Genomic DNA, 23986 nt, shown 5'->3' with positions numbered 1-23986 from the left:
GGCGCGGGCCGACTGCGCTGGGGCAGGGCATGCTGCGATCGTTGACGCTGGCGCGTGCGGAGTAGGCCGGGACGTGTGTGGACCACCGGCTGCGGGCGATGCATCCGTCGGGGCCTCCGCAGGAACCTCCCGACCTTGATGGCGGCGGAAGCGCCAAGCCGGGAGGGCGACGTACTGGCGGCCATCGCGCGGCGGGCCGGGCGTCCGGGAGCAGCAGGGCGGAGAGGAATTCCATATGGTCGACGGGGATGTGCCCGAGCGGATGCAGGCCGCGGCCTTCGACGAGTTCGGCGGTCCGGAGGTGATCACACCGCGTATCCTGCCTGTGCCGGAGATCGCCGACGACGAGGTGCTGCTCAAGGTGTGGAGCGCCGGCGTGGGGGTGTGGGACGCCCTTGAGCGGGAGGGCGCACTGGTGCCCGAGGGCGCCGCGTTTCCCATCGTGCCCGGCGCCGAAGGGGCGGGCACCGTCGCCGCGGTCGGCGGGCAGGTGACCGACGTCGCGGTGGGCGACCTGGTCTACGTGTATGGCCGCAGACGGCCGAAAGGCGGCTTCTACGCCGAGTACGCGGCGACGAAGGCGCAGTACGTCGCGAAGCTGCCGGCGGGTGTGCCGGTGGAGCATGCGGGAGCCATGCCGGCCAACGCGCTGACCGCGTTGTCGGGCCTGGACGTCCTCGGCCTGCCGGCCGGGGAGTGGGTCCTGATCTTCGGCGCGAGCGGCGGTCAGGGGCATCTGGCCGTTCAATTGGCCAAGCGGCAGGGGCTCAGCGTGATCGCTGTTGCCTCCGGGGCGGAGGGCGTGGCGCTGGTGACCCGGCTCGGTGCCGACCTGTCCGTCGACGGTCACGGCGACGTCGTGGAGGTGCTCGCCCGGATCCGGGATGTGGCGCCGGACGGCGTCGGCGGCATCCTGGCCATGGCCGGTGGGGAGACGCTGGACAGGCTCACCGAAGCGCTACGCGACGGTGGCGTGCTCGCGTACCCCAACGGCGTTCAACCGGTACCGCGCGAGCGACCCGGCGTGACGGTCCGGGCCTACAACGGCGAGACGGGTCCCGAGCGGTTGCAGCGCCTCAACGAGCTCATCGAGGCTGGACCGTTCGAGGTGCATGTTGCCGAGACGTTCCCGCTGGGGCGGGCGGCGGAGGCGCATCGACGTCTGCAGACTTCGTACCCGGGCAGGTTGCTGCTGACGGTGACGTGAGGCCCGTTTTCCGGGCCCCTGGCGGGCTGCACCCGCCCAGAGGACATCCGGGCCACGCCTCGGGCTGTCGTGGGCTGCGGGCCGAGAGCGTAGCCCGGCCAGGGCATGGGCCGCGCCGGGTCGAGGCGGGTCGGTCATCACCGGACTCGTCGAGAATGGCGGGAGCTCAGTCGTGCTCAGGTGCACCGGTCACCCGGTGGGATGCGGCGTGCATCACCTCGGTCACCAGCCGGCGCGCATGCCCGCCCCTGGCGCGGTAGAGGGCGCGACGGCCGTCCCGTCGCACGCTCACCAGCCCCGCCAACCGAAGCTTGCCGAGGTGCTGCGACACCGCCGGGCGCGCCATCCCGACCGCCGCCACGAGCGCCGTCACGTCGTACTCGCCCTCGCTGAGCAGCCACATCAGCCGCAGCCGCGTTCCGTCGGCCAGCATCCGCAGCATCTCGGTCGCCGCCTCCACCTCCTGCCCGCGAGGAAGGCGTTGTTGCAGGTCACTGGCATCTGCAACATTGTCGCGTGCGTACATGAGCACATATTATCGCCGCCGTCGGGGGGTACGGACCGTCCGTGCGACCGCACGACCTGGGGGAGCGGTGAACGACCACGACCACGACCACGGCCATGACCACGACCACGACCACGACCACTCGCACGACCACGAACACGAACACGGCCACCGTCACGACGGCCGGCTCGCCGCGTGGTGGCATCGGCTGGCCCACGCCGTCGTCCCGCACTCCCACGACTCGCGGGCGAAGATCGACCCCGCGTTGGAGTCCTCCCGCCACGGGCTACGCGCCCTGTGGATCTCCCTGGTCGGCCTCGGGATCACGGCCGTCGCCCAGGCGGTCATCGTGGTGTTCTCCGGTTCGGTCGCCCTGCTCGGGGACACCCTCCACAACGTCGCCGACGCCCTGACCGCCGTACCGCTGGGAGTCGCTTTTCTCCTCGGCCGCCGCGCGGCCACCCGCGCCTACACCTACGGCTACGGCCGCGCCGAAGACCTCGCGGGCATCATCATCGTCGCGGTCATCGCCGCGTCCGCCATCGCCGCCGCCTGGACCGCCGTCACCCGGCTGCTGCACCCCACCGACGTGACACACCTGCCCTGGGTGGCCGCCGCCGGCGTCGTCGGCTTCGTCGGCAACGAGCTCGTCGCCCAGTACCGCATCCGCGTCGGCCGACGCATCGGCTCCGCCGCCCTGGTCGCCGACGGCCTGCACGCCCGCACCGACGGGTACACCTCCCTCGCCGTCCTCGCCGCCGCCGGCGGCGCCGCACTCGGCTGGCGCTGGGCGGACCCCGTCATCGGCCTGGTCATCGCCGTCGCCATCACACTCGTGCTCAAGGACGCCGCTCGCGAGGTCTACCGACGCCTCATGGACGCCGTCGACCCCGCCCTGGTCGACCAGGCCGAAACCGCGCTGCGGGCCGTCGACGGCGTCCGCGACGTAGCCGCGGTGCGGCTCCGCTGGATCGGGCACCGGCTGCACGCCGAAGCGGAACTGGTCGTGGACGCCGACCTCACCCTCGTCGCCGCACACGAGATCGCCGCCGACGCCGAGCATCAGCTCACCCACGCCGTGCCCCGGCTGACCGGCGCCACCGTCCACACCGACCCGCACAGCCACCCCGGCGGACACCACCACCCTGACCTGTCCCACCGGCGCCGGCAGCCCCTCCGCTGATCGACCCCGAACGGCGCGAGCGGCGTCAGCGAAGCCGTGAACCACCCCTATGTAGAGTTCCGATACAGTGACGTCCATGCGGATGACGATCCCGGTGGCGAAGGTGCTCTCGGCGCTGCTCGCCGACCCGGAGGCCGAGCGGTACGGCCTCGACCTGATGAAGCTCACCGGCCTGCCCAGCGGCACCCTCTACCCGGTGCTGCACCGCCTCCAGGCGGCCGGTTGGCTCGTCGCCGACTGGGAGCAGGTCGACCCGACCGCCGCCCGCCGGCCCGCCCGCCGGTACTACCGGCTGACCGCCGAGGGGGTCCGCGCGGCCCGGCAGGCGCTCGCCGAGCTGCGGGCGCTCAGCCCCGATCCCCGGCCACGTCGGGGTGGCGCCGAGCCGACGGGTGCTCCCGCGTGGTGACCCGGCGGGTGGCCGAGTTCCTGCTCCGGACGGCGACCCGGCGCTGGCCGGCCGAGGTGCGCGACGAGCTGTCCCGCGAGTGGACCGCCGAGCTGCACGTCCTCGCCGAGCGGGGAGAAGGGCTACGGATGCTCCACTTCGCCGGCAGCCTGGCCGTCAGTCGGTCCGCCGGCCCGCTGGTCGACCGGTCGCGGCTGGACGGACGGATCCGCCGGACGGCGGCCACCCTCCTGCTCGCCCCGGTGGCGTGCCTGGCGATCCTGCTGGTTGCGGCAGTGGTGATGAACGTCGTGGTCAACCTGGTCCTCAGCATGCCGAGCTGGGCGAACGCCGCGCATGCGCCGGTGATGACCGCCCTCACCGTGGGTCTCGCGGTGCTGCTGGCCCGGGTGGCGCACCGCAGCGCCGCCCGCAGCGCCCTGCGCGGACCGACCCGCACCGCGCTCGGCATCGTGCTCCCCGTCGGCCTGACCGCCGTCGGTGCGGAATACGCCATGAACGAGACCACCGACGACCTGGTCCGCGTCGCGCCGGGCCTGCTGGTGTGGCTGGCCGGCCTGGCCCTGGTGCTGCACGGCGCCGGGGTGCTCGCCGGCCGCGGCCGGACCCGGGCCGCCTGGCTGGTCGGGGTGCTCGGCGCGCTCGTCGTCGCCGACCTCGCCGTCGTGCTCACAGTGGTCAACCACATCGCCGGCGGCCCGGAAACGGTCATCGACGGGGTGCCGCAGGGCGACACGATCGACCGGATCTCCGCGCCGCTGTGGCTCTTCGCAAGCTGGACGGACTGGTCGTTCGGGCTGCCCCGGCCGACGCCGTGGGAGATCTTCCTGATCGGCGACCTGATGGAGTTGCAGCCCTTCCTCTACCTGGCCTGCACCCCGTACGCGCTCGCGTACGCGATCCGGGCGGCGCGGCCGGCGGCGGCGCGGCCGGCGGACGCGCCGCCCCCCGAGCCGGCGCCGTCGCCCGCCTGAGCCCGCGGCGGTCCGTCCCGCGACGCCCGGGCGGACCGGTCAGCCCGACCAGCTCACCGCCCGACGGACCTGCTCGTACTCCCGGGCCAGTTCGGCGTCGATCCGGGCCCTCCGGGCCTCGGTCAACACCACCTTCGGGTCGCGCCAGGGCCGGCCCGCCAGCATCCGCCGCCGCAGCCCCGCCGGCGGGTGGGTGGCGAAGAGCGACGCCTCGTCGCGAATCGAGAGCTGCCGCAGCAGGGGCAGCCGGGTCGCCGCCGTCGCGCGGGACGCGGCGACCGCCTCCCGCCACCGCTGCGGCCCGTGCCCGGCCTGCGATTCCCGGCGTACGGCGAGGGCCACCGACTCGGTGGCGAGGAACGCGTCGAGCGCCCCGGTCGCCGCCGCCGACCCGGCCACCCGGGCGGACAACTCGTCGGCCAGGTACTCGGCGCGCTGGGTGTCCCGCAGCGCGACGCCGACCAGCAGCAGGTGCGCGCCGAAGCGCAGTCGGGCCAGCACCGACTGGACGGCGTACGCCAGCGCCGCGCCGAGCAGCTCCAGGACGCCGGCGCCGGTCACGGTCCGCACCGGACGCACCAGGTCGGCGGCGGTGCCGAGGGTGGTGAAGACGGGCTGGACGAGCAGCCCCCGGCGCGGGTCGCCGTTGACGAAGTGGCCCAGATCGTGGCCGAGCAGCGCCACCCGCTCCTGCGCCGGCAGCGATCCCCACAGCGGCAGCCCCAGGCAGAGCACCCGTCGCCGGCGCACCCCGACGATGCCGGCGTACGCGTTGATGTCGCCGTCCACCGCGACCACGTGCGGCACCGGCGCGCCGATCGCCGCGGCCACCTCGTCGACGAGGGCGAAGAGCTCCGGTGCCCGGTCCCGGGTGAGCACCTCCGCGTCCTCGTCGAGGCGGTCGAAGCGGGGCCGCAGCGCGCACGCCAGGCCGAGCAGGGCGACGCCGAGCACCACCGACGGGTTCGGGAAGCGGAACGCGACGATCAGCCACACCCCGGTTACCGCGAGGGCGAGCACCGCGCCGAGCAGCAGCACCGAGGCGACCGCGGTGACCACCCGAGCGGTGGCCGGTCCGGCGTCGTCCAACGGCCGCCCGACCAGCCGGTCGAACTGCCGCGCGGTCATCCGGTACGCCAACCGGTACGTCCACCGGTCCACCCAGGCCCAGCCGAACTCGCGCGGCCGTCGGTCCCGGTCGTACGCGTCGAGGTTCCACTCGCAGCCGGCGCACCACGGCGCCGCGCCCCGCAGCGACACGTGGTCGCCGCGCAGCGCGGGCAGGCGCCCGCCCCGGTCGTCGTGTCGATCATGACGACCGATCCTGCCGAGCGGGCGTGGCCGGCGGTACCCGCCGTTCGACCGACCTGGCCGGGCGTCGGCGGCCGGGGTCAGTCCGGGCAGGGCAGCCGCTCGAGCGGCGCCGGGGTGGCGGCGGGGCGTACCACCTGGGCGAAACACGCCCCGACGTTCGCCCGCTGCCAGCCGAAGACCGAGGCGGCGGTCTTCGCCACCCGGACCCGAAAGGCCAGCCGGACGCCCGGATCGGCGCTCTCCACCGTCAGCACCTCGACCCCGTCGACCGCGCCGGCGGCGTCCCGCAGCGCCGGCCCGGACGCGGACGGCGCGGCCAGCAGCGCGGCCCGGGTCCGCTGCGCGGTCGACGTCACCTCCCGGTCGGCGCGCCGGTCCAGCCGGTGCTGGGACCGGTCCCGCAGCAGCGGCACCGCCACCAGCACCCCGGTCGCGACGAGCGCCACGAGCACGGCGGCGGCCAGCAGGCGGCGTCGCCGCCGTGCCGATGTCCCTCCCCCGTACCGCACCCGGGGATTGTGCGTCACCGACCCGGTCCGCGGCTGCCCCGTTCTTCGCCGTTCCGGCATCCGGCGGCCGGCAGCACGTCTAATGTGGAGGACATCGGCGACTATTTGTGGCGATCCGGTGGCGGCCGGACGCTACGCGGTGCACAGTGATCTCATGAGCGACAGCGGAAGTGGTGCGCACTACTACTGGTGCACGCGACACCACCGGGTCGAGACCGATGCCGACGTGTGCCCTGCGAAGCACGTTCTCGGACCGTACGCCTCAGCCGCCGACGCGGAGAACGCCTTGCAGAAGGTGCAGGAGCGCAACGAAGCGTGGGAAGCCGAGGATGCCCGTTGGGCCGGGGAGGGCAGGTAGACGGCGCGGGACGGCCCGCGTCGAGGTACTCCGTGCTCCGCGAGGAGCCACGCGAGAGCACGTCCCCAAGGAGGGAACCGAGATGGCCGAAGCACAAAAGGCCACCACCCGCCCGGCCGCCAAACGTACGACCGCGAAGAAGACCGCCGCGACGCGGCGGTCCACGGGGGCCGCCACGGCCAGGACGGCGACGGTAACCAAGGCGTCTCCGAACGCCTCCGGCGCCGGCGCCGGTCGGGTGCCGGCGAAGCAGGCCGTCGCGAAGAAGGCCGCCGCCAAGAAGGTGGTGGCGGCGGCGCGGAAGGCGCCCGCGAAGAAGGCCCCGGCCACCAAGACCACGGCGAAGAAGGCGCCGGCCGCGAAGGCCGCCGCGAAAAAGGCGCCCGCGAAGAAGGCGCCCGCGAAGAAGACCACCGCGGCGGCGAAGAAGGCCGCCGCGAAGAAGGCGCCCGCGAAGAAGATCACCGCGGCGGCGAAGAAGGCGCCCGCGAAGAAGGCGCCCGCGGCCGCGAAGAAGGCGCCCGCGAAGAAGGCGCCCGCGGCGGCGAAGAAGGCTCCCGCGCGGAAGGCGGCGGCCAAGACCACGGCAGCGAAGAAGGCCCCCGCGAAGACCACGGCCGCCACCCGGAAGGTCACCTCCACCGGGAGGAAGGCCACCGCGGCGGTGAAGAAGGCCGGCCCCGCGGCGAAGAAGACCGCCGCGAAGAAGACCACGACCGCGGCGAAGAAGGCCCCGGCGAAGAAGACCACCGCCGCGAGGAAGACCACCTCGACCCGCCCGACCGGGGGCGCCCGCAAGGCGGCGGCGCAGAAGGCTCCGGCGAAGAAGGCCACCGCCGCCTCCTCGACCACCACGCGCAAGGCGGCGGCCAGGAAGGCGACCTCCGCGGCGTCGTTCGTAGAGCCCGTCGAGGCCATGACGAGCACCTCGACCGGCACCCACAAACGGCTCACCGCCGCCCGGAAGCCCGCCGGCACGAGGGTCGTCGCCGGCCGTTCGACGATCAAGCCGGCGAGCGCCCGGAAGGCGGCCGGCTGACGCCCGGGAACCGCCGCTGACCGACCGTACGTCGAGCCGGTCAGCGGATCACGCGCCGCGCTGTCAGGATTGACGCCGTGGTGATCCGACGCGTACTGGCGCCCCGCATCGACTTCGGCGCGCTGCGCCGCGAGCTGGGACTGCCCGAGGGCTTCCCGGCCGCGGCGCAGCGCGAGGCGGACGACGCGGCCGGCGCGCCGCTGCCGGCCGCCGCCGACCGCACCGACATCCCGTTCGTCACGGTCGACCCCGCGACCTCGCGCGACCTCGACCAGGCGATGCACCTCAGCCGCCGTCCCGGTGGCGGCTTCCGGGTCCGGTACGCGATCGCCGACGTCGCCACGCACGTACGCCCCGGCGGCCCGCTGGAGGAGGAGACCTGGCGGCGCGGCCAGACCGTCTACCTGCCCGACGGCAACGTGCCGCTGCACCCGCACACGCTCAGCGAGGGGGCGGCCAGCCTGCTGCCCGACGCCGACCGGGCGGCGGTGCTCTGGACCATCGACCTCGACGCCGACGGCGACACGGTCGCCGTCGCGCTGGAACGCGCCCGGGTGCGCAGCCGGGCCAAGCTCGACTACGTCGGCGTGCAGCTCGACGCCGACGCCGGGCGGCTGCCCGAGCCGATCGCCCTGCTGCCCGAGATCGGCGCGCTGCTCACCGCCCGGGGGCTGCGCCGGGGCGCGATCAACCTGCCCCTGCCCGAGCAGGACGTCGAACCGGACGGTGACGGCTGGCGGCTGGTGCTGCGTGGGCCGGGACCGATGGAGGACCACAACGCCCAGATCTCCCTGCTGACCGGGATGGCCGCCGCCGACATCATGCTCGCCGGCCGGATCGGCCTGCTGCGGACGATGCCGCCGCCGAAGCCGGAGGCGGTCGCCCGGCTGCGCCTCGCGGCCGCCCCGCTCGGGGTGGACTGGCCGGCGGACCGGAGCGTCGGCGAGGTGCTCGCCGGGCTGGACGCCTCCCGGCCGCGGGCGGCGGCCTTCATCGATCAGGCGGCCGAGCTGATGCGCGGCGCGGCGTACACGGCCTTCGACGGGGAGCCGCCGGAGCAGCCGGAGCACGGCGGGGTGGCCGCCGCGTACGCCCATGTCACCGCGCCGCTGCGTCGACTGGCCGACCGGTACGCGACGGAGGTCTGCCTGGCCCTGCACGAGGGCCGGGAGGTGCCCGACTGGGCGCGCGCCGCGCTGCCGAAGCTGCCGGAGGTGATGGCGACGACCGACCGGACGGCGTCGGCGGCCACCCGCGGCGCGATCGAGCTGGCCGAGGCGGTGCTGCTGGAGCACCGGGTGGGGGAGACCTTCTCCGCCGCGGTGCTGGACGTGGACGCGCCGCCGAACGGCAACTCGAAGCCCGGCCGGGAGCCCGGCGGCACGGTCGCCCTGGACGAGCCGCCGGTCCGCGCCCGCTGCACCGGCGACCTCCCGCTCGGCGAGCGGGTCCAGGTCCGCCTGGCCACCGCCGACCCGACCCAGCGCAAGGTCCTCTTCGACCGCGCCTGACCGCCGTCGACCGCGGCGGGCGGGGCGGGGTCAGCGGAAATTGTCACAGCGGCTCGCGCTGCTGCCGGGCGGGGCGGTTTGCGAGGATGACGGCATGGCTTACGACGCGACCACGCTGCCCGACGTCTCCGGGCTGACCGTCGGCATCATCGGTGGCACCGGCGACCAGGGGCGGGGCCTCGCCTACCGGTTCGCCCGGGCCGGACAGCGGGTGCTGATCGGTTCCCGTTCCGCCGAGCGCGCGGCGCAGTCCGCCGCCGAGATCGCCGCCCTGCCCGGCGTCCCGGCCGGCGCGGAGGTGGCCGGCGCCGACAACGACGAGGTCGCCCGCGACAGCGACGTGGTGATCATCGCGGTCCCGTGGGACGGGCACGCCGCCATCGTCGCCGCGCTGGCCGAGCCGCTCGCCGGCAAGATCGTGGTGGACTGCGTCAACCCACTCGGGTTCGACAAGCAGGGCCCGTACGCCCTCCGGGTCGACGAGGGCAGCGCCGTCCAGCAGGCCGCCCGGCTGCTGCCCGACTCCCGGGTCTGCGCGGCGTTCAACCACGTCAGCGCGCCGCTGCTGGCCGACCCCGAGGTCGACCGGATCGACCTCGACGTGCTGATCTGCACCGAGGACCGGGAACTGGTCGACGTGGTGGCCGCGCTCGCCGCCCGGATCCCCGGCATGCGTGGCATCTACGCCGGGCGGCTGCGCAACGCCCACCAGATCGAGGCGTTCACCGCCAACCTGATCGCCATCAACAAGCGCTACAAGGCGCACGCCGGCCTCCGGGTCACCGACCTCTGACCGACCTGCCGCCCCCGCACCGCACCGGAAGCGCACTGTCACACCATCAGGGCACCATCGACGGATGGAATGGCAACTGGTGATCGACTGTCGGGAGCCGTCGCGGCTCGTCGGGTTCTGGGCGGAGGCGCTGCGATACCGTCCGCAGCCGCCGCCGGAGGGGTACGCGACGTGGCGTGACTGGTACCTGTCGGTGGGCGCACCCTCGCCGAGTTCGTCGGCTGGGACGCGGCGGGCGCGGATCGACGCCGAGGTGGCCCGGCTGGTGAAGCTCGGGGCGCGGGTGCTGGGGGCGATGGACGACCCGGAGAGCAACTACCACTCGGTCCAGCTCGCCGACCCCGAGGACAACGAGTTCTGCGTGGGCTGACCGGAGCCGGCCGGCGTGGTTGCGGGGCGGTGCGGCCGGTCGACCGCACCGCCCGTCGTGCTCAGAACGTGTGCTCGGCGGCCGGGAACTCGCCGCCGCGGACCTCCTCGGCGAAGCGGCGGGTCGCGTCGGTCAGCGCGCCGGCCAGGTCGGCGTAGCGCTTGACGAAGCGCGGCGCCCTGCCGGTACGCAGACCGGCCATGTCCTGCCAGACCAACACCTGCGCGTCGGTGTCCGGCCCGGCGCCGATGCCGACGGTGGGGATCCGCAGCTCGGCGGTGATCCGCTTGGCCACCTCGCCGGGCACCATCTCCAGCACCACCGCGAACGCGCCCGCCTCGGCCACCGCCCGGGCGTCGGCGATCACCTCGTCGGCCGTGTCGCCGCGTCCCTGGACCCGGTAACCGCCCAGGGTGTGCTCGCTCTGCGGGGTGAAGCCGATGTGCGCCATCACCGGGATGCCGGCGCCGACGATCGCCGCGATCTGGTCGGCGCAGCGTCGCCCGCCCTCCAGCTTCACGGCGTGGCAGCCGCCCTCCTTCATGAACCGCACCGCCGTGCGCAGCGCCTGCGTCGGCCCCTCCTCGTACGAGCCGAAGGGCAGGTCGCCGACGATCAGCGAGTGCCGGGTCGCCCGTACCACCGCGCGGACCAGCGGCAGCAGCTCCTCGGCGGTCACCGGCAGGGTGGTCTCGTAGCCGAAGACGTTGTTCGCCGCCGAGTCGCCGACCAGCAGCACCGGGATCCCCGCCTGGTCGAAGATCGAGGCGGTGTACTGGTCGTACGAGGTGAGCATCGCCCAGCGCTCACCGCGCTCCTTGGCGGTGATCAGGTCGCGGGTACGGACCCGTCGGGTGGCCGGCCCGCCGTAGAGGGCGGTCACCTCGGTCGGGGTGGACTCCACCATGACTCTCTCCTTCCTCGAGGCCGCCTCCGCGGTCCCCGGGTTCCGCCGCGATCGTCGCACCGGACGGCCGGCTCACGGCAGGGCAGAGTGGAGGATTTCACTCCGGCCGGCCGGTTAGCCGGTCAGCCGTGCTCGCGCCAGCGGTTGGTGATGGGCAGCCGGCGGTCCCGCCCGAACGCCTTGATGGAGATCTTCGTGCCCGGGGCGGACTGCCGCCGCTTGTACTCGGCGGTATCCACCATCCGCAGCACCTTGTCCACGATCGCCGGGTCGTGCCCCGACTCGATCAGGCCGTCCCGGCCGAGGTCGCCGTCGACGTAGCCGATCAGGATCGGGTCGAGGACGTCGTAGTCCGGCAGGGTGTCGCTGTCGAGCTGACCCGGGCTCAGCTCGGCCGACGGCGGCTTGCCGATCGAGTTCTCCGGGATCGGGGTGGTCTCGCCCCGGCGGGCCGCGTCGGCGTTGCGCCACTTGGCCAGCCGCCAGATCAGCGTCTTCCAGACGTCCTTGACCGGGTTGTAGCCGCCGACCGAGTCGCCGTAGAGGGTGGAGTAGCCGACCGCCAGCTCGCTCTTGTTGCCGGTGGTGAGGACCAGGTGGCCCTCCTGGTTCGACAGCGCCATCAGGATCACGCCCCGGACCCGGGCCTGGAGGTTCTCCACGGCCACCCCGGAGAGCGACATGTTGGCCAGGTAGGCGTCCACCATGGGCTGGATGGGCTGGATCCGGTAGTCCAGGCCGGTCCGCTTGGCCAGCTCCTCGGCGTCCGCGCGGGAGTGTTCCGAGGAGTGCTGGCTGGGCAGCGACACCCCGACCACCCGCTCCGCGCCGAGCGCGTCCACCGCGATGGCCGCCGACACCGCGGAGTCGATGCCGCCGGAGAGGCCGAGCACGACGGAGGGGAAGCGGTTCTTGTTGACGTAGTCGCGCAGGCCGAGCACCAGCGCCTGCCACACCTCGGCCTCGTCGGCGACCGGCTCGATGATCCCGCCGACCGCGACGTTGTCGGTGTCGGCGGGCGGCAGGATGTCGCTGACCTTGACCCGGACCACCCGCATCCCGTCGGCCAGCTCCTCGCCGTGGTCGACCGGCTCCTTCGCCGGCGGCAGCTCCACGTCGTGCACCAGCAGGTGCTCGACGAACTGCGGCGCCCGGGTGAGCAGCGCGCCGTCCGGGCCGACGATCATCGAGTCGCCGTCGTAGACCAGCTCGTCCTGGCCGCCGACCATGTTCACGTACGCGATGGTGGCGCCGGCCTCCGCGGCCCGGCGGCGGACCAGTGGCAGCCGGATGTCGTCCTTGTTCAGCTCGTACGGCGAGCCGTTGATGTTGAGCACCAGCCCCACCCCGGCCTGTCGGGCCACCGCGAACGGCCCGCCGGCCTGCCAGAGGTCCTCGCAGATGGTCAGCGCGACGTCCACCCCGCCGATCCGCACCACGGTCAGCGTGTTGCCGGACACGAAGTAGCGGTCCTCGTCGAACACGCCGTAGTTGGGCAGGTGGTGCTTGAAGTAGGTGGCCACGACCGCCCCCCGGTGCAGCAGCGCGGCGGCGTTGCGGGCGCCCCGCCCCGGCTCGGCGTCGGCGCTGACCTGCGGCGGGCCGTCCGCGTCCAGGTAGCCGACCATGACCGGCAGCTCGCCGAGCCCGTCGGCGGCCAGATCCGCGGCGAGCTGGTGGAGCGCGGCCTTCGAGGCGGCGACGAAGGAGCGGCGGAAGACCAGGTCCTCGACCGGGTAACCGGTCAGCATCAGCTCCGGGAAGAGCGCGAGCTGGGCGCCGGCGTCGGCGGCCTTGCGGGTCCAGCGGCGGACCAGGTCGGCGTTGCCGGCGATGTCACCGACGGTCGGGTCGACCTGGCACAGGGCGAGACGCAGGGTGGGCATATCTTCATCTTGCCCCAGCGTCGCGGACCCTTCACGGCGGGACGCGGGAGACGCGGGCCACCCCGCCCGGCCCGGGCGGACGCCCCGGGCCCGCCCGCCGGGACACGGCGCGCCGCGCGCCGGATGGTCGCGTAACGTCTGCGTAACGAGGCGGGTGGAGACTGGGCGGTCAGGCCGGACCGGCCCGGACCGGTTGCCGGAGATCAGTGTCGCGAGGGGTGGAAGTGGACCGTCAGCAGGAGTTCGTCCTCCGTACGCTGGAAGAGCGGGACATCCGGTTCGTCCGGCTGTGGTTCACCGACGTGCTCGGGACGCTGAAGAGCGTGTCGGTGGCCCCCGCGGAGCTGGAGGCGGCCTTCGAGGAGGGCATCGGCTTCGACGGTTCGGCGATCGAGGGCTTCGCCCGGGTCTTCGAGTCCGACATGGTGGCCATGCCCGACCCGACCACCTTCCAGGTCTTCCCCTTCGAGGGCGGGGTCAGCGGCGAGAGCGCCCGGATGTTCTGCGACATCCTGCTGCCCGACGGCGGGCCCTCCTGGGCCGACCCGCGGCACGTGCTGCGCCGGATGCTCTCCAGGGCGGCCGAGAAGGGTTTCACCTTCTACACCCACCCCGAGATCGAGTTCTTCCTGCTGGAGAACGGCGCCCAGGACGGCTCGGTGCCCGTCCCGGTGGACACCGGCGGCTACTTCGAGCACACCACCCACGCCGTCGCCCGGGACTTCCGCCGCCAGGCCGTGCTGGCGCTGGAGCGGATCGGCATCTCGGTGGAGTTCAGCCACCACGAGGTGGCCCCCGGCCAGCAGGAGATCGACCTGCGGTACGCCGACGCGCTGACCACCGCCGACAACATCATGACCTTCCGGCACGTGGTCAAGGAGGTGGCGCTCTCCACCGGCGTGCAGGCCAGCTTCATGCCGAAGCCCTTCACCGACCAGCCCGGCAGCGGCATGCACACCCACCTGTCGCTCTTCGAGGGGGAGCGCAACGCGTTCCACGACGCCGGCGACCCGATGAAGCTCTCCAAGGTGGCGAAGTCGTTCATCGCCGGCCTGCTGATGCACGCGCGGGAGTACACCGCGGTCACCAACCAGTGGGTCAACTCGTACAAGCGGCTCTTCCCGCAGGCGCTGCCGGACCGGATCACCGAGAGCCCGGCGTACGTCTGCTGGGGTCACCTGAACCGCTCCGCGCTGGTCCGCGTGCCGGCGTACGGCAAGCCGAACTCGGCCCGGGTCGAGGTGCGCTCGCTGGACTCGGCGGCCAACCCGTACCTGGCCTTCGCGGTCATGCTCGGCGCCGGCCTGAAGGGCATCGAGGAGGGCTACGAGCTGCCCCCGGGCGCCGAGGACGACGTCTGGTCGCTGAGCAGCGCCGAGCGCCGCGCGATGGGCTACGAGGCGCTGCCGGAGAACCTGGCCGAGGCGATCGACGTGATGGCCGGCTCGGAGCTGGTCGCCGAGATCCTCGGCGAGCACGTCTTCGACTTCTTCCTGCGCAACAAGCGGGCCGAGTGGGAGCAGTACCGGCGCGAGGTCACCCCGTACGAGCGGCAGCGCTACCTGTCGCTCTAGATCACGGTGGCCCGGGCCCGCTATCGTCTCGATCACCGTGCCGGCACCCCCGCCGCGCGGCGGCGGGCGGGAGGCAGCCGGTGCTGGAGGATCTGCTCAGCGGGGCCTGGCAGAGCGTGGTGTTCGGGGTCGTCGGGGTGGCGCTGATGGCGGCCGGCTTCCTGCTGGTCGACCTGCTCACCCCGGGGCGGCTGCGGGAGCTGATCTGGGTGCGCCGCAACGGCAACGCGGCGCTGCTGCTGGCAGCCAACCAGCTCGGCATCGCCGGCATCGTCTTCACCGCGATCCTCACCAGTTACAGCTCCTTCGGCAAGGGGCTGGCCTCCACGGTGATCTTCGGGGTGGTCGGCCTGCTGGTGATGGCGCTGGCCTTCTTCGTGCTCGACCTGCTCACCCCGGGCCGGCTCGGGGAGATCATCTGCTCGGACGAGCCGCACCCGGCGGCCCGGGTCAGCGCCGCCACCCACTTCGGGGCCGCGCTGATCGTCTGCGCCTGCATCGCCTGAGCAGTGTCGTACCCGGGGCTTAGCTTCCGGGGGTGAACCGGACCGACCGTCTCTACGCCCTGGTGGAGGAGCTGCGGGCGGTGTCGCCGCGCCCGCGCAGCGCCCGCTGGCTGGCCCGGCGCTTCGAGGTCAGCGTACGGACCATCGAGCGCGACATCGGCGCGTTGCAGGCCTCCGGCGTGCCGATCTGGGCCGAGCCCGGCCGCACCGGCGGCTATGTGGTGGACCGCGCGCACACCCTGCCGCCGGTCAACCTGACCGCCGGCGAGGCCGTGGCGATGGCCGTGGCCCTGCACCGGCTCGGCGGCACGCCGTTCGCGTCGGCCGCCGGCGCCGCGCTGCGCAAGCTGGTCGCGGTGATGCCGGCCGCCGACGTGGCCGAGGCGCACCGGCTGGCCGGCCGGGTGCACCTGATCGGCGACGGGCCGACCACGCCCGTCCCGGCCGTCGTCGCCGACGCGGTCACCGCACGCCGGGTGCTCCGCCTGCGGTACGCGGACCGGTCCGGTACGGATTCCGTCCGCGACGTCGAACCGCTGGGCTACCTCGGCAACCCCCGGCACTGGTACCTGCTGGCCTGGTGCCGGCTCCGCGACGGGCTGCGCTGCTTCCGCACCGACCGGATCGTGTCGGTGACGGCGCTGTCGGAGCGGGTGGACCGCGAGCTGCGCCTGGGCGACCTGGACATCCCCCACGGGCGGGTCCGCGCGCTGAGCCTGGTCTGAAACCCGACAGCGCCGGTCCGCCGGACGCGGGATGCTGGCCGGTCCGCCGTCCCCGGACATGACCGCGTGCTCGAGACGCTCCGCATTCCGGAAGGTCCACCGGAAACACCGACAGGACGGTGTCGCGGGCGGGGGCGAGGCTGCTTCCTGACGACGCCGGCCGACCGGCCGGCGCAACGACAGGAGGCAGCATGTCCAGCACGCCCATCACCTGGTTCGAGATCGGCTCCGACCGGCCGGAGGAGGCCGAGAAGTTCTACGCCGAGCTGTTCGGCTGGAGCTTCGAGGAGCAGGGCGGGCCGGGTGCGTCGTACCGGCAGACGACGGCCGGCGGGGAGCGGGGGATCGGGGGCGCGATTCGGGCCACCGGCGGGCAGTCGCCGAACTACGCGATCTTCTACGCCGAGGTGGCCGACGTGGCGGAGACCTGCCGGCAGGCCGAGGCGGCCGGCGGCAAGGTGCTCGTCCCGGCGAAGACGACGCCGAGCGGGCTCACCTTCGCCCATTTGCTCGACCCCTCCGGCAACCACCTCGGCGTCTTCACACCGCCCGCCACGGCGTGACCCGGTGGTCGGTGCGCTCGTGCCCGGGCGGGCGTGCTCAGCCTGCCCGGCAAGCCCGCGCCCGGGAAGATCGGGACGGACGAGCCGTACCGGCGCTGACCCGGCCGGGTCCGCCCCGGCAACGCCGCCGGGGCGGACCCGGAGCCGGCCCCGCACGGTGGCGGGGCCGAGCGCCGGCCGAGAGGGGTGGCCCCGCCGCGGAGACGGTCCGGCCGGGAGGAAGAGAACGGCCGGTGAGGAGCGGGGCCACCGGGTCACTTGTCGGTCGTACCCTCCGGGCCGTGGTGGCCCCGGCCGCCCGGGCCCGGGAAGACGCCGGCCTCGGCGGCCTTGGTGATCGCGTCCGCCTGCTCCTGGGTGAGCTTGCCGTCCTTCACCGCCTGGTCCAGCCGCTCCTTCAGCATCGCCTGCCGGTCCTCGATGGACGGGCGCTCCGGCCGGTCGGCCTTGCGCTGCTCACGCAGCTTCTCCAGCGCGGCGGTGACCTTGTCGGTCGGGACGCCCAGCTCCTTCGCGAGCGCCGCGGCGAAGTCGGCCTCCCGGTCGGCCCGCTGCTGCTGCCGATCGGTGCCCTGATCGGTGCTGGTGCTGGTGCTGGCGCTCGGGCTCGGGGTGGCCGTGCTGTCCCCGGCGAACGCCACCGTGGGGGCGGCGATCCCCACGCCGAGCACTCCGGCGGCGGCCAGGCCGGCCAGCAGGTGCTTCTTCGACATCGTGCGGGACATCAGTCCTCCAGTTGATCGGTGGTGGTGCGATGACCTCACAGACAGTGACCGGCGGAGCTGGGGGCAACCCGTGGCGACCCTGTGCGCGAGCTGGCAATCGCCGGGCGACCGGACGAACGGGGCCCTGCCGGCGCGCGACCGACCGGAACCGGTCAGCGGACCGCCGGGGCGACCGTCAGGGTGCCCGCGTCGGCGTCCAGGACGGCCCGGGTGCCGACCGGGACGGTGAGCTGGCCCACGCCGTGGCCGATCGGGAGGCCACCGAGGACCGGCACCCCGAGGTCGCCCAGCCGCTCGCCGAGCACGTCCGCGACGGTCGTCTCCCAGCCGTCGGCGCAGTCGGTGAACTGGCCCACCGCCACCCCGGCCACCCCGTCCAGGGCGCCGCAGCGGCGCAGCTGGGTGAGCATCCGGTCGACCTTGTACGGCGGCTCCTGCACCTCCTCGACCAGCAGCACCGCCCCGGTCAGGTCCGGCATGTCCGGGGTGCCGATCGACGCGGTGATCAGGCAGAGGTTGCCGCCGAGCAGCGGGCCGACCGCCCGGCCGGGCACCCGCACGCCGAAGGTCTCCTCCGCGGCCGCGGCGGCCACGGTCACCGGCTCGGTGGTCATCAGCGCGGCGTGCAGCGACTCCGCCGAGTGGAGCGGGGTCCGCTCGTCCAGCCAGGCCGCGCCCGGGCCGTGCACGCTGGCCAGCCGGGCCCCCCGCCAGAGCGCGAACTGCAGGGCCGTGATGTCCGAGAAGCCGGCCACGACCTTCGGGTCCCGCCGGACCGCCGCCATGTCGATCAGGTCCACCACCCGCTGCGCGCCGTAGCCGCCCCGGGTGCAGAGCACCCCGCGTACCTCCGGGTCGGCGAAGGCGGTGTTCAGGTCCGCCGCGCGCAGCTCGTCGCCGCCGGCCAGGTAGCCCCGCCGGGCGTACGCGTTCGGTGCCAGCACCGGGCGCAGCCCCCAGCCGGTGACCAGCTCGACGCCCCGGGCCACCCGCTCCGGCCGGGTCGGGCCGGCCGGGGACACCAGCATCACCGTGTCGCCGGGGCGCAGGACCGGTGGGCGCAGGCAGTCGTCGGTTAGCACAGCGGGAGCTTAGTGCGCGCCGGGCTGAGCCGTTCCGGGCGTTCGCCGCCGCACCAGCTAGCCTCGACACGTGGCGACCGCGCTGGTGATCGAGAACGACCCGACCGACGACCTCCGCCGACTGGGGGAGTGGCTGACCGAGGGGGGCCTCCAGCTGCGGGTGCTCCGCCCGCACGCGGGCGAGGAGCTCCCCGCCGACCTGGCGGGGTACGCCGCGCTGGTGGTGCTCGGCGGCGAGCAGCAGGCGTACCCGCTGCCCGACGGCACCCCCGGCGCGCCCTGGTTCCCGGCGCTGGAGGGGCTGCTGCGCAAGGCGGTGCGGTACCGCGTCCCGACCCTCGGCGTCTGCCTCGGTGGCCAACTGCTGGCCACCGCGCACGCCGGCCTGGTCGAGCGGAGCCCGTCCGGCCCGGAGGTCGGCCCGGGCGTGGTCGGCAAGCGGGACGCCGCCGACGCCGACCCGCTCTTCCGGTACGTGCCGCTGATCCCGGACGTGCTCCAGTGGCACTCCGACGAGATCACCGAGCTGCCCCGGGGCGCGACCCTGCTCGCCGCCTCCACCCGCTATCCGCACCAGGCGTTCCGCCTCGGCGACCGGGCCTGGGGGCTCCAGTTCCACATCGAGTGCGACACCGCGATGATCGCCGACTGGGCCCGCGACTCGGAGCTGCTGGCCGAGCTGGGGTACGACGAGGAGCTGGTGGTGACCGCCTGTGACCGGGTGATGGCCGACGTCGAGGAGGTCTGGCAGCCGTTCGCCATCCGGTTCGCCGCCCTCGCCCTCGGTGAGCTGGACGACGACACCACCCGCCGCAGCCTGCCGCTGCTCGGGCACTGAGATGACCCGACCGGCCCGGGGCCGCCTCGCCCGGTACGGCTTCGCTGAGGGCGACGGTCGGGCGCGCGCCGCCGACCTGCTCGGGCCCGACGGGCTGGGGCTGTGGCGGCCGGACGCCCAGGAGCCGGCCGGCGAGCGGGCCGTCGAGCTGCTGGCCGCCCTCTCCCGGGCCGCCGACCCGGATCTGGCGCTGCGCCAGCTGCACCGCCTCGTCGAGGCGGAACGCCGCGCCGCGGGGGCCGGGCGGGCGGTCGCGGCCAACGGCGGCGCCGCGCCGACCGGCGAGAGGACCGGGTCCGCGCTGCTCGACGCGCTGCACGACGACCCGGGGCTGCGCCGCCGGCTGGTCGCTGTGCTCGGGGCGTCCTCGGCCCTCGGCGACCACCTGGTGGCCAACCCCGACCAGTGGTCGGTGCTGGCCACCGCCCCGGACGGGCTCGCCCCGACCGCCGACGGCCGGCTCGACCTGGCCGCCGCGGCGCGGCTCACCCCGTCCACCCAGCCGGTCGCGGTGCTGCGGCAGGCGTACCGGCTGGCGCTGCTGCGGATCGCGGCGGCCGACCTGACCGGCGGGCGCGGCCTGGAGCAGACCATGGCGGCGCTCTCCGCGCTGGCCGACGCCACCCTCTCGGCCGCGTACGAGATCGCCGTCGGGGAACTGCCGGAGGGGACGCCACGCCCCCGACTGGCCGTGGTGGCGATGGGCAAGTGCGGCGGGGACGAGCTGAACTACGTCTCCGACGTGGACGTCATCTTCGTCGCCGCAGACGACGACGACCTGACCGCGGCGACCCTGGTCGCCACCCGGCTGATCCACGTCTGCGGGCTGGTCGCCTGGCCGGTGGACGCCGCGCTGCGGCCGGAGGGCAGCCGGGGGCCGCTGGTGCGTACCCTCGCCAGCCACCTGGCCTACTACCGGCGCTGGGCCCGCACCTGGGAGTTCCAGGCGCTGCTCAAGGCCCGGCCGGCGGCCGGCGACCTGGACCTCGCGCGGGAGTGGATCGACCAGCTCGCGCCGCTGGTCTGGTCGGCCGCCGAGCGCCCGGAGGCGGTCGAGGACGTCCGGGCGATGCGCCGCAGGATCATCGACAGCATTCCGCCGAAGGAGCTGGAGCGGGAGATCAAGCGCGGCTCGGGCGGGCTGCGCGACATAGAGTTCGCCGTCCAGCTGCTCCAGCTGGTGCACGGCCGGGTCGACGAGTCGCTGCGGGCGCCGGGGACGATCCCGGCGCTGCGCGCGCTGGTCGCCGGCGGCTACGTCGGCCGGGCCGACGGCGAGGCGCTGCTGCGCGGCTACCGCTTCCTGCGCGGCGTCGAGCACCGCCTCCAGCTCCAGGGCCTGCGCCGCACCCACACCGTGCCGACCGAGCCGGCCGCGCTGCGCTGGCTGGCCGCCGCGCTGGGCTACACGGCCACCCCGGGCCGCAGCGCCGTCGAGGAGTTCCGGGCCGAGTGGGTCACCCACGCCACCGAGGTACGCCGGCTGCACGCCAAGCTGCTCTACCGGCCACTGCTGGAGTCGGTGGCCCGGGTCCCCGCCGACGGGCTGCGGCTGACCCCGGAGGCGGCCCGGCGCCGGCTGGAGATCCTCGGCTTCGCCGACCCGGCCGGGGCGCTGCGGCACCTGCAGGCCCTTACCGGCGGGGTGAGCCGGACCGCCGCGATCCAGCGCACCCTGCTGCCGGTGCTGCTCAGCGAGTTCGCCGACGCGCCGGAGCCGGACCGGGGGCTGCTCAACTACCGGCAGGTCTCCGACAAGCTCGGCAGCACCCCCTGGTACCTGCGGCTGCTCCGCGACGAGGGCCCGGTGGCCCGCCGGCTGGCCCGGGTGCTCTCCTCCTCCCGGTACGCCGCCGACCTGCTGGCCCGGGAGCCGGAGGCGCTGCGGATGCTCGCCGAGGACAGCGAACTGACCCCCCGCCCCCGCCAGGTGCTCGGCGAGGGCTTCGCCGCCGCGGCGGCCCGGCACGCCGACCCGGAGCAGGCCACCCGGGCGGTCCGCGCGCTGCGCCGCCGGGAGCTGGTCCGGCTGGCCTGCGCCGACGTGCTCAGTCGGGCCGGCGCGCTCGCCCCGCTCACCCCGCGCCCCGCCGACCCCGGCGTACGGGCCGAGCGGGTGCCGACGCTCGCCGACGTCGGCGCGGTCGGCACTGCCCTCTCCGACGTCACCGACGCCACCCTGGCCGCCGCGCTGCGGACCGCCCGGGCCGTCCGGCCGGAGCTGCCCGGGCTGCGGTTCGCGGTGATCGGGATGGGCCGGCTCGGCGGGTACGAGTCCAACTACCTCTCCGACGCCGACGTGCTCTTCGTCTACGACCCGCCCGCCGGGGCGAACGAGAGCGCGGCCAGCGCCACCGCGCACACCATCGCCGAGGAGCTGCGCCGGCTGCTCGGCGTGCCCGCCCCCGACCCGCCGCTGGGTGTCGACGCCGACCTGCGCCCGGAGGGGCGGCAGGGCCCGCTGGTCCGCAGCCTCGCCGCGTACGCGCAGTACTACGCGCGCTGGTCGAAGGTGTGGGAGGCGCAGGCGCTGCTGCGCGCCCGGTTCGTCTGCGGGGACGCCGACCTCGGCGCCGAGTTCGAGGCGATGGTCGATCCGGTCCGCTACCCGGCCGACGGGCTGACCCGCGAGCAGGTCGTGGAGATCCGCCGGATCAAGGCCCGGGTGGAGAACGAGCGGCTGCCCCGGGGCGCCGACCCGGCCACCCACACCAAGCTGGGCCGGGGCGGTCTGGCCGACGTGGAGTGGGCGGTGCAGCTGCTCCAGCTCCGGCACGCGGGCCGGGTGCCGGCGCTGCGCGGCACGCGTACCCTCGACGCGCTCGCCGCCGCCCGGGACGCCGGCCTGGTCGACGCGGACGACGCCGCGGCGATGGCCGCCGGCTGGACCCTCGCGGCGCAGGTCCGCAACGCGCTCATGCTGGTCCGCGGCCGGGCCGGCGACCAGCTGCCCCGGCACGGGGTGGAGCTGGCCGGCGTGGTCCGGCTGCTCGGCCGGGACGACCCCGGCGAGTTCCTCGACGAGTACCTGCGCACCGGCCGTCGCTCCCGGGCGGCGATGGAGCGGGTCCTGGACGCCCCCGCCTGACCGCCCGCATGCCCGGCTGGCCGTGGGCGGGTCGGGGCAGCACCGGCTGCGGTTTCGCCCTGCCGGGCACCCTGGTGTTTGGTCCCTGTGAAGCTGATGACGTAAACGATTGACCGCGCGGTGCCGACCATGTCGCCGCCGGGTCCGGCGGGTCGCCTTCGGTCTGTGGCCCCGCGTCGCCTCACCCGCCGGCCCGGTCCGCTCGGTGATTCATCTACGACATCAGCTTCATAGGGCGTGAAGAGAGGTGTCCGGCCCCGGCCGGGCCGGGTGCGGCGGCCGGGACGGGCCGCGACGGCCGGGACGGGCCGCGGCGGGTCAGCCGCCCAGGGTGTACGTGCCGGCCCGCGGCACGGTCACCGCCGTCCACTCGCCGTCGGCGGCGGTCGTCGCGCCGCCGGAGACGGCCAGCCAGCGGTCGTGCCGCACCCGGACCGGCACGGTCCCCGCCGATGAGGTGCGGAAGGTGACCGACGCGCCGTCCTGACGGACCAGCTCACCGGGGGCGCCGACCAGCGGGGTCGGATCGGTGACGGCGTACAGCCGCCAGTGCCGATCCGACCAGACCTCGGTGAGGTACGGCAGGCCGGCGGCGACCAGCTCGGCCTCGGCCCGGCCGACCCAGGAGAGCTCGGTGTCCGGCACGGCGACGTACTGCACCGCGTTGTCGGCCAGCCAGGCCCGGTAGGACCCGGCGGTGAGCGGCACGCCGGTGCCGGTCGCGCCGGGCACGGTGGTGAAGAAGAGCGGGTTGCGGGCGATGTCCGCCTGCCGCAGCCAACCCCGCGCCAGCGGCACCTCGCCGAGGTGCGCGGCCTCCCAGTAATTGCGGGTCGGCGGCACCTCCACCCGACCGGCGAGCCCGCGGCGGGTCAACTCGGCGCGGAGCGGGTCGAAGAACGCCCGGTCGCTGGTCTGGTCGCCCGCGCTGCGCAGGTCGGCCGCCACCACCGGCGGCTGCCACCAGCACACCACGCCCAACAGCACCGTCAGGGCGAGCGCACCGACCGAACGCCGACGCCGTGCGCCGACCCACCGGGGCAGCCGGGCGGCGGCGGCCAGCACCGGCAGCGCGAACATCACCACCAGGCGGGTGGCGTTCAACCCGACCGGGGTGTGCACCAGCGCCGCGGCCAGCACCCCGGCCGCCGACAGCAGCGCCCCCACCCGCACCGGGCGGTACGCCACCAGGGCGGCCACCAGCAGGCTGGTCAGCACCGCGCGCAGGGTGTCGGTGCGGCTGATGTTCATCCAGCCGCCCTCGCCGAAGAGCAGCCCGGTCACCCCCAGCGGCAGCGCGGCGGCGGCGCCGAGCAGCAGACCGTCGGCGTACCGGCGGGTGAGCAGCAGCGCGACGCCGGCCAGGCCGACGAAGAGACCCGCCACCGGGCTGGTCGCCGAGGCCAGCAGGGCGCCGGCCACGACCAGCGCGGCGCGCGGCCAGCGGCGCCCCGGCGGGGCGTGCGCCGGCAGGGTCAGGGCGAGCAGCGCGGCCAGGCCGAAGGCCACCCCGAGGGCGTACGTCACCCGGCCGGAGACCAGGTTGCCGGCGATCGTGAGCAGCCCGACCAGGCTGCCCAGCAGCGGCCGGGGCACCCCGGCGCGCACCAGCAGGGCCGCGAACGCGGTCGCCGCGGCGAGCAGCGCGAGCGCGCCGGTGAGGCGTACCCCGAGCAGGGCCATCAGCGGCGGCGAGACCAGGCTGTAGCCCCACGGGTGGACGCCGCCGTACCAGCGCAGGTCCACCGGGGCCGTCCCGTGGGCGGCGAAGAAGTCGGCGCGGGCCACCTGGGCGGAGAGGTCCGAGCCGGTCGCCGGCAGGGCCAGGTACAGCACGCCGAGGGCGAGCGCGGACGCGGCGGAGACCACCACCACCCGACTGCCCCGCATGCCCACCTCCCGACCGCGACCACCGTACTG

23 protein-coding genes are annotated in these 23986 nt (G+C 74.8%); 14 read left to right on the top strand and 9 right to left on the bottom strand.

Translation table 11 applies throughout. From position 1 onward, the window contains the following. Positions 1-235 precede the first annotated feature (235 nt). A complete protein-coding gene (locus EV384_RS30250) occupies positions 236-1207 on the top strand; it encodes a quinone oxidoreductase family protein (RefSeq protein ID WP_207232516.1) in 972 nt (323 codons plus the stop codon). 166 nt (positions 1208-1373) lie between these two features. Here EV384_RS30250 and EV384_RS30245 read toward each other — a convergent pair whose 3' ends face one another. Continuing rightward, a complete protein-coding gene (locus EV384_RS30245) occupies positions 1374-1733 on the bottom strand; it encodes an ArsR/SmtB family transcription factor (RefSeq protein WP_130338704.1) in 360 nt (119 codons plus the stop codon). 67 nt (positions 1734-1800) lie between these two features. On the opposite strand from EV384_RS30245, the gene EV384_RS30240 reads away from it, so the two are divergent. From EV384_RS30240 to EV384_RS30230, 3 genes are all read left to right on the top strand, one after another. Further along, a complete protein-coding gene (locus EV384_RS30240) occupies positions 1801-2895 on the top strand; it encodes a cation diffusion facilitator family transporter (protein WP_242624368.1) in 1095 nt (364 codons plus the stop codon). A 76-nt stretch (positions 2896-2971) separates the two neighbouring features. Next, positions 2972-3304, top strand: a complete 333-nt coding sequence (locus EV384_RS30235; protein WP_130338700.1) for a PadR family transcriptional regulator — start codon at positions 2972-2974, stop codon at positions 3302-3304. After that, entirely contained in the window at positions 3298-4278 is a 981-nt protein-coding gene (locus EV384_RS30230) for a hypothetical protein (RefSeq protein WP_242624367.1), read from the top strand. Before EV384_RS30235 ends, EV384_RS30230 begins: the two co-directional genes overlap by 7 nt. A gap of 39 nt (positions 4279-4317) precedes the next feature. On the opposite strand, the gene EV384_RS30225 is transcribed toward EV384_RS30230, so the two are convergent. The 3 genes from EV384_RS30225 to EV384_RS35665 all read right to left on the bottom strand — a co-directional run bounded on the left by EV384_RS30225 (position 4318) and on the right by EV384_RS35665 (position 7377). Next, a complete protein-coding gene (locus EV384_RS30225; RefSeq protein WP_242624366.1) occupies positions 4318-5538 on the bottom strand; it encodes a M48 family metalloprotease in 1221 nt (406 codons plus the stop codon). Between the two features lie 131 nt (positions 5539-5669). Next, the gene (locus EV384_RS30220) at positions 5670-6101 is read right to left on the bottom strand and encodes a hypothetical protein (RefSeq protein WP_130338698.1); all 432 of its coding nucleotides are present in this window, start codon (positions 6099-6101) and stop codon (positions 5670-5672) included. Positions 6102-6363: 262 nt separating this feature from the next. Further along, positions 6364-7377 (bottom strand): hypothetical protein, encoded by a 1014-nt coding sequence (locus tag EV384_RS35665; protein WP_207232515.1) that lies wholly within the window; start codon positions 7375-7377, stop codon positions 6364-6366. Here EV384_RS35665 and EV384_RS36950 point away from each other — a divergent pair. The 4 genes from EV384_RS36950 (at position 7376) to EV384_RS30195 (ending at position 10172) form a co-directional block, all read left to right on the top strand. Then, the gene (locus tag EV384_RS36950) at positions 7376-7498 is read left to right on the top strand and encodes a hypothetical protein (RefSeq protein ID WP_278045655.1); all 123 of its coding nucleotides are present in this window, start codon (positions 7376-7378) and stop codon (positions 7496-7498) included. The genes EV384_RS35665 and EV384_RS36950 overlap by 2 nt on opposite strands. A 77-nt stretch (positions 7499-7575) precedes the next feature. Further along, positions 7576-9009, top strand: coding sequence for an RNB domain-containing ribonuclease (locus tag EV384_RS30205; RefSeq protein ID WP_130338694.1), 1434 nt, complete (start codon positions 7576-7578; stop codon positions 9007-9009). Between the two features lie 94 nt (positions 9010-9103). Continuing rightward, positions 9104-9802: an NADPH-dependent F420 reductase gene (npdG, locus tag EV384_RS30200; protein ID WP_130338692.1), complete on the top strand. Its 699-nt coding sequence runs from the start codon at positions 9104-9106 to the stop codon at positions 9800-9802. A 64-nt stretch (positions 9803-9866) separates the two neighbouring features. Then, on the top strand, positions 9867-10172 hold the full coding sequence (locus tag EV384_RS30195) for a VOC family protein (RefSeq protein WP_130338690.1): 306 nt from the start codon (positions 9867-9869) through the stop codon (positions 10170-10172). A 61-nt stretch (positions 10173-10233) separates the two neighbouring features. Here EV384_RS30195 and panB read toward each other — a convergent pair whose 3' ends face one another. Then, positions 10234-11079 (bottom strand): 3-methyl-2-oxobutanoate hydroxymethyltransferase, encoded by an 846-nt coding sequence (gene panB / locus EV384_RS30190; protein WP_130338688.1) that lies wholly within the window; start codon positions 11077-11079, stop codon positions 10234-10236. A 122-nt stretch (positions 11080-11201) separates the two neighbouring features. Next, positions 11202-12965, bottom strand: a complete 1764-nt coding sequence (locus tag EV384_RS30185) for an NAD+ synthase (RefSeq protein ID WP_130338686.1) — start codon at positions 12963-12965, stop codon at positions 11202-11204. 224 nt (positions 12966-13189) lie between these two features. Here EV384_RS30185 and glnA point away from each other — a divergent pair, with 224 nt between their 5' ends. The 4 genes from glnA to EV384_RS30165 all read left to right on the top strand — a co-directional run bounded on the left by glnA (position 13190) and on the right by EV384_RS30165 (position 16333). After that, positions 13190-14539, top strand: a complete 1350-nt coding sequence (gene glnA / locus EV384_RS30180) for a type I glutamate--ammonia ligase (protein WP_130340909.1) — start codon at positions 13190-13192, stop codon at positions 14537-14539. Between the two features lie 80 nt (positions 14540-14619). Continuing rightward, the gene (locus EV384_RS30175) at positions 14620-15045 is read left to right on the top strand and encodes a DUF350 domain-containing protein (protein ID WP_130338684.1); all 426 of its coding nucleotides are present in this window, start codon (positions 14620-14622) and stop codon (positions 15043-15045) included. Between the two features lie 32 nt (positions 15046-15077). Then, complete coding sequence (locus EV384_RS30170; RefSeq protein WP_130338682.1) at positions 15078-15770, top strand: helix-turn-helix transcriptional regulator; 693 nt, start codon at positions 15078-15080, stop codon at positions 15768-15770. Positions 15771-15961: 191 nt separating this feature from the next. Further along, the gene (locus tag EV384_RS30165) at positions 15962-16333 is read left to right on the top strand and encodes a VOC family protein (protein ID WP_130338680.1); all 372 of its coding nucleotides are present in this window, start codon (positions 15962-15964) and stop codon (positions 16331-16333) included. Between the two features lie 254 nt (positions 16334-16587). Here the strand turns inward: EV384_RS30165 and EV384_RS30160 are convergent, their stop codons facing one another. Next, complete coding sequence (locus tag EV384_RS30160) at positions 16588-17058, bottom strand: hypothetical protein (RefSeq protein ID WP_130338678.1); 471 nt, start codon at positions 17056-17058, stop codon at positions 16588-16590. Between the two features lie 152 nt (positions 17059-17210). After that, entirely contained in the window at positions 17211-18140 is a 930-nt protein-coding gene (locus tag EV384_RS30155) for a S66 peptidase family protein (protein WP_130338676.1), read from the bottom strand. Positions 18141-18210: 70 nt separating this feature from the next. Between EV384_RS30155 and EV384_RS30150 the strand changes: the two genes are divergently transcribed. Both EV384_RS30150 and EV384_RS30145 read left to right on the top strand, forming a co-directional pair. Continuing rightward, entirely contained in the window at positions 18211-18978 is a 768-nt protein-coding gene (locus tag EV384_RS30150) for a type 1 glutamine amidotransferase (RefSeq protein WP_130338674.1), read from the top strand. Between the two features lies 1 nt (position 18979). Further along, positions 18980-22066 carry a bifunctional [glutamine synthetase] adenylyltransferase/[glutamine synthetase]-adenylyl-L-tyrosine phosphorylase gene (locus EV384_RS30145; RefSeq protein WP_130338672.1) on the top strand — a complete coding sequence of 1029 codons (3087 nt, stop codon included), beginning with the start codon at positions 18980-18982 and terminating at the stop codon, positions 22064-22066. A 318-nt stretch (positions 22067-22384) separates the two neighbouring features. On the opposite strand, the gene EV384_RS30140 is transcribed toward EV384_RS30145, so the two are convergent. After that, complete coding sequence (locus EV384_RS30140) at positions 22385-23956, bottom strand: hypothetical protein (protein WP_130338670.1); 1572 nt, start codon at positions 23954-23956, stop codon at positions 22385-22387. Positions 23957-23986: the final 30 nt, after the last annotated feature.

Origin of the sequence: Micromonospora kangleipakensis (assembly GCF_004217615.1) — a bacterium.
Taxonomy (GTDB): Bacteria; Actinomycetota; Actinomycetes; order Mycobacteriales; family Micromonosporaceae; genus Micromonospora; species Micromonospora kangleipakensis.
This window is presented reverse-complemented; position numbering and strand designations above follow the sequence as displayed.

Coding starts and splice junctions, on each gene's coding strand:
- EV384_RS30185 (WP_130338686.1), bottom strand. CDS start 12,965: ATGCCCACCCTGCGTCTCGCCCTGTGCCAGGTCGACCCGACCGTCGGT.
- EV384_RS30160 (WP_130338678.1), bottom strand. CDS start 17,058: ATGTCCCGCACGATGTCGAAGAAGCACCTGCTGGCCGGCCTGGCCGCC.
- EV384_RS35665 (WP_207232515.1), bottom strand. CDS start 7,377: ATGGCCTCGACGGGCTCTACGAACGACGCCGCGGAGGTCGCCTTCCTG.
- EV384_RS30235 (WP_130338700.1), top strand. CDS start 2,972: ATGCGGATGACGATCCCGGTGGCGAAGGTGCTCTCGGCGCTGCTCGCC.
- EV384_RS30165 (WP_130338680.1), top strand. CDS start 15,962: ATGTCCAGCACGCCCATCACCTGGTTCGAGATCGGCTCCGACCGGCCG.
- panB (WP_130338688.1), bottom strand. CDS start 11,079: ATGGTGGAGTCCACCCCGACCGAGGTGACCGCCCTCTACGGCGGGCCG.
- EV384_RS30250 (WP_207232516.1), top strand. CDS start 236: ATGGTCGACGGGGATGTGCCCGAGCGGATGCAGGCCGCGGCCTTCGAC.
- EV384_RS30245 (WP_130338704.1), bottom strand. CDS start 1,733: ATGTACGCACGCGACAATGTTGCAGATGCCAGTGACCTGCAACAACGC.
- EV384_RS30195 (WP_130338690.1), top strand. CDS start 9,867: ATGGAATGGCAACTGGTGATCGACTGTCGGGAGCCGTCGCGGCTCGTC.
- EV384_RS36950 (WP_278045655.1), top strand. CDS start 7,376: ATGACGAGCACCTCGACCGGCACCCACAAACGGCTCACCGCCGCCCGG.
- EV384_RS30140 (WP_130338670.1), bottom strand. CDS start 23,956: ATGCGGGGCAGTCGGGTGGTGGTGGTCTCCGCCGCGTCCGCGCTCGCC.
- npdG (WP_130338692.1), top strand. CDS start 9,104: ATGGCTTACGACGCGACCACGCTGCCCGACGTCTCCGGGCTGACCGTC.
- EV384_RS30145 (WP_130338672.1), top strand. CDS start 18,980: ATGACCCGACCGGCCCGGGGCCGCCTCGCCCGGTACGGCTTCGCTGAG.